Source organism: Stenotrophomonas sp. AGC87, assembly GCF_057333975.1.
In genome coordinates this window covers 1-6,449 of the sequence record NZ_JBHFHW010000016.1, presented here as the reverse complement: position 1 = coordinate 6,449, position 6,449 = coordinate 1, and the positions used below count along the sequence as shown (strand labels likewise).

The window sequence follows — 6,449 nt, the reverse complement described above, 5'->3', positions numbered from 1 at the left end:
CATCAATTCCCCCCCCCCCTGCAATCCCTTGATGGAAAGGAAGGCCGACGGTGGGACCGGATCTGTGATCCAACCGGTCAAACCGTTGCGGAGCCGTCGAACATCCTGTTCAGCACGTTCACTTGCCTGCCTGCGGCTACGCGCCTCGATGCCGGTGCCGATGCCGGTCATAAACCGCCAACCCGGCAGTGGCATCCTGCATCTTCGTGCGGGAGACCAACGATGCGGATAACGGGAAATTCCATTGCGGCAAGTGCTGTCACGCTGAAGGTCGGCGTGGTGTTCTGGGTGCTGGTGGCCTGGCGGACGCCCGGCGGCGAGCCTTGGGACGCGCCTGCGTTCTGGACCGTCGTCTATCCCATCGCATTGGCCATTGCCGCAGTGCTAGGCGCCTGTTTTCCCCGGAAGGCATGGCTATGGGGACTGATGCTCATGGTGCTGCAAGTGCCGGTGGTGGCCGTGATGTCAGGCGTTGGTCCGTTGTTGCTGGCCGGAGTGGTCTACGCACTGGTGCTGGCGTTGCCTGCGATGGCTATCGCGGCAGCGGCGGGCGCGCTGCGCCACCGCCTGCATGGGAGGGCTTGAGAGGCTCAGCGCTTCGCCGGCTGCCACCCTGCCCGCATGGCATCCGCAGGGCTGCAGAACATGCGCTCGCCGCGGTTCAGGTCGATGCTCGTGCGCTCGTAGTCCCGCTGGCCGGGCACATGGTAGATCTTCCTGCCCTCGCGGGAGATGTTGCCCTTGATGCGGCACCCGCCCGACGACGGCTGAGCGGCCACCGGGGCTTGTCGTGCCGTCTGGTCACGCTTGCTGCGCCGATAGTCAGCTGGCATCTGGAATGGCCCCTGCCAGAGGTTCCGCTGGTGCTGGCGCGCGTCTGCTTCGTCCGCGATGAATGCCGTGGCGTACTGGCGATACGCGACCGCCCAACCGGAGCGCACCATCCACCGATTGACCGACGCCCCCTGGACAAAGCACTCCGCCACCACCCTGCCGTAGCGGTCCGTGTCCTTGGGCTGACAACGAACGGTTTTGTCCACCACATACGCGTCCAGCGCAGCAGCGGACCGTCGGCCACAGGGCCAGGGACGTCCGTCGCTGGTGGTGCATTGCTGGGCGCTTTCCGGCGCATCGATGCCCCACAGGCGAATGCGCTGCTTCGCCACGGTGAGCGTGTCCCCGTCCGTGACCGTCGCGCGGCCGACCAGCTCTGCTGCCATGCCAGGAACCGAAGCAAAAACCAACAACAACACCACCAGAGCTTTCAACACCATCAACAACAACGTCCTTCAAGTGCACGCTCGGGAGCGAGCGCCAGTTAAAACAGGGCCGAGCACTTTAGCGGAAGCGGAGACAGGACGCCGACTACATCGACAGTCCTTCACTCCCGACGTGCATTCCTGGTGTGGTCGCCTAAATATGAAACGCCGGACCTGCCGACAACGCCGCCGAGCTCACCCTGACGCGGAACGCAATGAGCAGGCTGGCGAGGAGCATCACCGCCGCGGCAACAGCAAGGACTGCGACGATGCCGCCCAGTCCGAACACCAGGCCGCCCAAGGCGGCGCCCGCGGCGATGGACGACTGCACGGCAGCGACCACCATCCCGCCCGCACTCTCGGCCTGGTCGGGCACCGCACGTGCGACCCAGCTCGACCAGGCAACGGGCACGCCACCGAAGGCCAGGCCCCATAGCGCGACCAGGATCGACAGCCCGCCAGTGCCCACCGGCAACAGGAGCATGCCCAGAGCAGCTACGCCAACCACGGCAGGCATGATCACCAACGTGACTTTCAAACTGCGCTCCATGAGCCAACCCGCCAGGAGTGTGCCGACAAAGTTCGCCACACCGAATCCGAGCAGAATCAGCGCCAGGCCATCAGCGCTCATCTGCCCCAAGCTCTCCAACGTTGGGCGGATGTAAGTAAAGAGCGAGTACTGACCGGTGTGCGCCAGAACGCAGCCGAGCATTCCGACTGCAACGCCTGGCCGGCGCAAGAGCCCCACCACCGACTCCGGGGTCGCCGCCTTGCGCGGCGCCATTCGGGGCAGCGTGAACCACTGGAACGCAAACGTGAGTCCCCCTACCGCCGTCGCGGCCCAGAAGGCGCTGCGCCAGCCCAGCAACCCGCCGAGGTAGCTCCCCAAAGGAACCGACACCACCGTGCCGACCGCAATCCCGCTGAAGATGATGGACAGCGCGCGAGGCACGCGCTGTGACGGTACCAACCGCATCGCCACGGCCGCTGCCATGCTCCAGAAACCGCCCAGCGCGACGCCAAGAAGGACGCGCATCACCAGGAGAACTCCCATGCTGGAAGACAGCGCCACCAAGGCGTTGGAGAGGATCATCAGACCCGTGAAGCTCAACAGCACCACGCGCCTGTCCATCAAACGGGTCAGCCGAGGCACAAGCAAGCCGGCGAACAATGCCACGACAGCGGTGACCGTCACTGCTTGACCGGCCAGCGCCTCCGATACCCCCAGGTCCACCGCCATCGGTGTTAACAGGCTGGCAGGCAGATACTCGGCCGTGAGCAGCCCAAAGACACCCATCGCCAACGAAAACACCGCCACCCATGCCGATGAAGACGGCTCCGCGCTACTCCTGTCCACAGAATCAGGCGCGCCTGCGGCATCCACTACGTTATTGCTCATCAAAGATCCCAGTGCATTGGTGCAGCTGAGAGTCTAGGGAGACAAAACAGGATGATCTATGATTGTCCAACCTATATTTTTGATCGAAACCCCGAGTCGTCTCAATGAGCCAGGTTCCACCCCACTCCACCGACCTGATCAGCGAGCTGCTGACCGGCATGCGGCTGCATGGCGTCCAATACCGACGCATCCAGACCGGGCCGACCTTTGGACTTGGATTTCCCACGAAGCCAGGCCATGCCTACTTCCATTACCTGGCAGTGGGCAGTGCGATCCTTCGAGGCGCGGACGGCAGCCAACACGTTCTCTCCGCCGGGGATGTCGTGCTTCTTCCCCGCGGAGAAGGCCACGCATTGGTGTCGGGCGAGGACCATCCCGTCCAGTACCTGGAAACGATAGAGGCCGCCCCACTGGGTGACACGGTGAGCGGGATAGACACGTGCCCGAGTACACATGCTGTGCCAAGCGCAGTGCTGTTCCACGGATGCATGCTGTTCGATCTCGGTGGCATGCAAGGGTTGAGCAAATTGATGCCGGCCGTGATGTTGGCCGATGGCAACGCCACTGCGTTCCCTGGGCTATTGCCGATGGTCGACGCGATGAAGCGCGAGGTGTGCTCTGGACGCATTGGCTATGCAGGCATACTCGCCCGGCTGGCGGATGCCGTCGCGGCCATGATCGTGCGTGACTGGGTCGAGCGCGGTTGCGACGGCGCATCCGGCCTGGTCATGGCCATGCGCGACCCTCGTCTGTCGCTGTCGTTGCTTGCGCTGCACAGAGACCCTGGACGTGACTGGACCGTCGAAGCGCTGGCTGCAGAATCCAACATCTCACGCTCTGTTTTTGCAGACCGGTTCCAGACCGTCATTGGAACCGCGCCTCTGCGATACGTGACTGAGCTTCGTATGCAATTGGCGAGTCAGTGGCTGACCCAACAGAACCTGTCCATTGAGGTCGTGGCTGAGCGTCTTGGGTACGCTTCGCAGGCTGCTTTCAGTCGCGCGTATAAGCGCGTCATGGGGTACTCGCCTGGTGCGACTCGGCGAGGGGCACGTCGGATGGACGGTAGAACACATCCTTGAAAAAGGAGCCAGCAAACCGCACCTAGAGGCACTTTAAAAAGCAGGAATAAGATACAAAACCGGCCCACAGACCCCTCAGTCAGAAAACTTCCCGTGAACATAAATAAAATCGACGCAGAAGCAGATTTCGATGACTTTCTAATGGCCATGGACGACCAACTTAAGTGGCTAGAAGAGGAGGCCTCACGATTAAACCTAGAGCTCGGCATCTCAAAAAACACCCCTGAACTTCTTGAAGCGCTTCTCGACAGAATGTCAGGCGGTATGAACGATGACAACAAGGACCGTTTGCTTGTGATCCTTGGCAGATATCTTGGTGAATATGTCCGCATCACTTACGGAGGGAAGTGGACACTCCCCCTAGACGATGAGAAAAATATAAATTTCAATACCCCAGTTATTGTAGGCCACTCTGGATTTGAGGGACTTGAGTTCTCACCAATAAGAACCATGCGTGCCTATTCTCTTCGTAAGAAGCCCGGCATGATCAGAAAAATAATTCACAGCGACATCAGCCCGCAGATTCTTGATCTGAGCAAGGAAGCATCCGAAGAAAAATCGCCCGACAAAAATAGAGAAAACTAGAATAGTGAACGCACAACAGAGTAAATCGCCATAGGAGCAAGAACTGCCCCAGTCGGTGTCGAGCCCTTGGCCGACACTGACAGACTCCTTAGACTCAATTTCCTAGTGCAACACCCACTAACCAGTAGGGTGTCAGCATATCCAGACATTACAACCATTTGAGCGCGGAAGAACGCGCCGCCGCCCAGATCGAGATCCAAGATGGAAAGAGCATGCGATCCATCGCCAGACGCTTGGGCCGCAGTCCGTCAACCCTGAGCCGCGAGGTGGCCCGGCAAGGTGCGCCGGCGTACAGCGCCAGCGAGACAGGCAAAGCCTATAGCAGGGTAAACTCGTCACTCGGCGGGCAATGGAAAGGAGCCCGCTCTCAAGCCCTGGAGGATCACGCCAAAGAAATGAAAAATAACGGAAGAGGCACCGACAAAATGAATGTTAGGCTAAGAAAATGCTGAGGAGTTTAAATTATGCATGAATTTTTTGAATATATATTAAAACAATTTGGAGAGCCCGAATCCTGCTCACAATTTTCTAGTGAAGAATATTTATCAATTCAAAAATTGCTCCCCACCTCTCTACATGAGTTTTTCCAAAACTACGGGCGATGCACCTTAAGGTCGGGTCGAATGCAAATCTGCCACCCCGACGATCTAGCACCCGTCCTGGAAATAGCATTTGAAAACGATACAATTTTTAATGAAAGCAATAGCCATGCATTTTCATACAGCGCTTTTGGGAAAATATATTTTTTCCACGATACATTTGGCGGCGGGTCAATAAACCTACTTTCGGGTCAAGTTTTTTGCAAGAACTTGACCAACCCACCTCCACCAGGAACCTCATTAGAAAATTCAGTATTTTTTCCATTCGTGACTAACGACTCTTCATTGGATTGCTTCGATGAAAATGGAAATTTACTTTTCAAAAAAACCCTAAGGAAACTTGGGAAGCTCAGCCCGGGGGACTGCTATGGATTTGTACCATCTATTGGCCTTGGCGGAACTCCTAGACTAGAATCCATTAAAATATTAAAAGCAAAAGAACATTTTTCCATAATATCCCAACTTGCAGACTACCGACTAATAACTGTCGATGAAAAATTAAAAATAATTACCGTGAGAAACATTGGATAGTTAAATCGAGTGCGATCCATAAACCCCACCTACCCAGCACTTGGAGAGCGGGTTACCGTGGCATCTCTGGCGAACAGTTCCACGGCAGCAGCACTTCGTAGTCCGCTACCGACTGCGCATGTGGTAATCACTCAAGTACGTGGCGCAGCCACGTATCGGGCTCCTGGCCGTTGATCTTGGCAGTCTCGACCAAGCTGTAGATCTGTGCGCTGGCCGTGGCGCCTTTAGGCCTGTCACTGAACAGCCAGGCTTTACGTCCGATAACAAACGGCTTTATCGCACGCTCCGCCAGGTTGTTGTCGATCGGCAAGTGGCCGGCCTCGACGTAGCGTTCCAACCGGCTCCAGTTGTTCGCCAGATAGTGCACCGCCTTACCCAGCACACTTTGTGGCGTGACTTGAGCGTGCGTCTTGTCCAGCCAGCTTTTCAACTGGCCCAGGATCGGCAGGCTTCTTTCCTGGCGGCCGATGAACCGCTGTTCATAGCTGACGTCCTTGAGTTCGCGCTCGATGCCATACAGCTTGTTGATCCGACGTCCCCCCGAGATTGAGTAGCGAAGCGGTTTGGAGTCCAATCCTCAATGACAAGGAGATTGGACGTGAAGAAGCGCTTTTCCGAAGAGCAGATCATCGGCTTCCTACGCGAAGCTGAGGCCGGCATGCCCATTAAGGACCTCTGCCGCCAGCACGGCTTCAGCGAGGCCTCGTACTACCTGTGGCGCAGCAAGTTCGGCGGCATGAGCGTGCCCGACGCCAAGCGGCTCAAGGACCTGGAGGCGGAGAACACACGCCTGAAGAAGCTACTGGCAGAACAGGTCTTCGAGAACGACGTCATCAAGGATGCGTTGCGAAAAAAGTGGTGACCGCACCGGCGCGCAGGCTGCTGGTGCGGAGCATGGTCGAGAAGGGGTTGAGCGAGCGGCGGGCGCTGAAGGTGGTGCGGATGAGCGCTAGCGCGCTGCGCTATGAGCCTCGGGCCGACCACAACGTTGAGC

Annotated in this window: 7 protein-coding genes and 2 pseudogenes; 6 read left to right on the top strand and 3 right to left on the bottom strand. The window is 58.1% G+C overall.

Going from position 1 to position 6,449, the window contains the following annotated elements; all coding sequences use genetic code 11:
* Positions 1-222: 222 nt before the first annotated feature.
* Complete coding sequence (locus ACE026_RS07085) at positions 223-585, top strand: hypothetical protein (RefSeq protein ID WP_486038516.1); 363 nt, start codon at positions 223-225, stop codon at positions 583-585.
* Positions 586-590: 5 nt separating this feature from the next.
* Here the strand turns inward: ACE026_RS07085 and ACE026_RS07080 are convergent, their stop codons facing one another.
* Positions 591-1,274, bottom strand: coding sequence for a thermonuclease family protein (locus tag ACE026_RS07080; RefSeq protein WP_486038515.1), 684 nt, complete (start codon positions 1,272-1,274; stop codon positions 591-593).
* Between the two features lie 139 nt (positions 1,275-1,413).
* A complete protein-coding gene (locus ACE026_RS07075) occupies positions 1,414-2,658 on the bottom strand; it encodes an MFS transporter (RefSeq protein ID WP_486038514.1) in 1,245 nt (414 codons plus the stop codon).
* 104 nt (positions 2,659-2,762) lie between these two features.
* Here ACE026_RS07075 and ACE026_RS07070 point away from each other — a divergent pair, with 104 nt between their 5' ends.
* The 4 genes from ACE026_RS07070 to ACE026_RS07055 all read left to right on the top strand — a co-directional run bounded on the left by ACE026_RS07070 (position 2,763) and on the right by ACE026_RS07055 (position 5,455).
* Positions 2,763-3,740 (top strand): AraC family transcriptional regulator, encoded by a 978-nt coding sequence (locus ACE026_RS07070; protein ID WP_486038513.1) that lies wholly within the window; start codon positions 2,763-2,765, stop codon positions 3,738-3,740.
* Between the two features lie 93 nt (positions 3,741-3,833).
* Entirely contained in the window at positions 3,834-4,325 is a 492-nt protein-coding gene (locus tag ACE026_RS07065) for a hypothetical protein (RefSeq protein WP_486038512.1), read from the top strand.
* 158 nt (positions 4,326-4,483) lie between these two features.
* Positions 4,484-4,777, top strand: coding sequence for a helix-turn-helix domain-containing protein (locus tag ACE026_RS07060; protein WP_486038511.1), 294 nt, complete (start codon positions 4,484-4,486; stop codon positions 4,775-4,777).
* Positions 4,778-4,789: 12 nt separating this feature from the next.
* Positions 4,790-5,455, top strand: a complete 666-nt coding sequence (locus tag ACE026_RS07055) for a GAD-like domain-containing protein (RefSeq protein WP_486038510.1) — start codon at positions 4,790-4,792, stop codon at positions 5,453-5,455.
* A gap of 52 nt (positions 5,456-5,507) precedes the next feature.
* Here the strand turns inward: ACE026_RS07055 and ACE026_RS07050 are convergent.
* Positions 5,508-5,984, bottom strand: a pseudogene (locus ACE026_RS07050) (IS66 family transposase); the annotation flags it as partial.
* Positions 5,985-6,035: 51 nt separating this feature from the next.
* On the opposite strand from ACE026_RS07050, the pseudogene ACE026_RS07045 reads away from it, so the two are divergent.
* A pseudogene (locus ACE026_RS07045) lies at positions 6,036-6,449 on the top strand (transposase); the annotation flags it as partial.

Coding starts and splice junctions, on each gene's coding strand:
- ACE026_RS07085 (WP_486038516.1), top strand. CDS start 223: ATGCGGATAACGGGAAATTCCATTGCGGCAAGTGCTGTCACGCTGAAG.
- ACE026_RS07055 (WP_486038510.1), top strand. CDS start 4,790: ATGCATGAATTTTTTGAATATATATTAAAACAATTTGGAGAGCCCGAA.
- ACE026_RS07075 (WP_486038514.1), bottom strand. CDS start 2,658: ATGAGCAATAACGTAGTGGATGCCGCAGGCGCGCCTGATTCTGTGGAC.
- ACE026_RS07070 (WP_486038513.1), top strand. CDS start 2,763: ATGAGCCAGGTTCCACCCCACTCCACCGACCTGATCAGCGAGCTGCTG.
- ACE026_RS07080 (WP_486038515.1), bottom strand. CDS start 1,274: ATGGTGTTGAAAGCTCTGGTGGTGTTGTTGTTGGTTTTTGCTTCGGTT.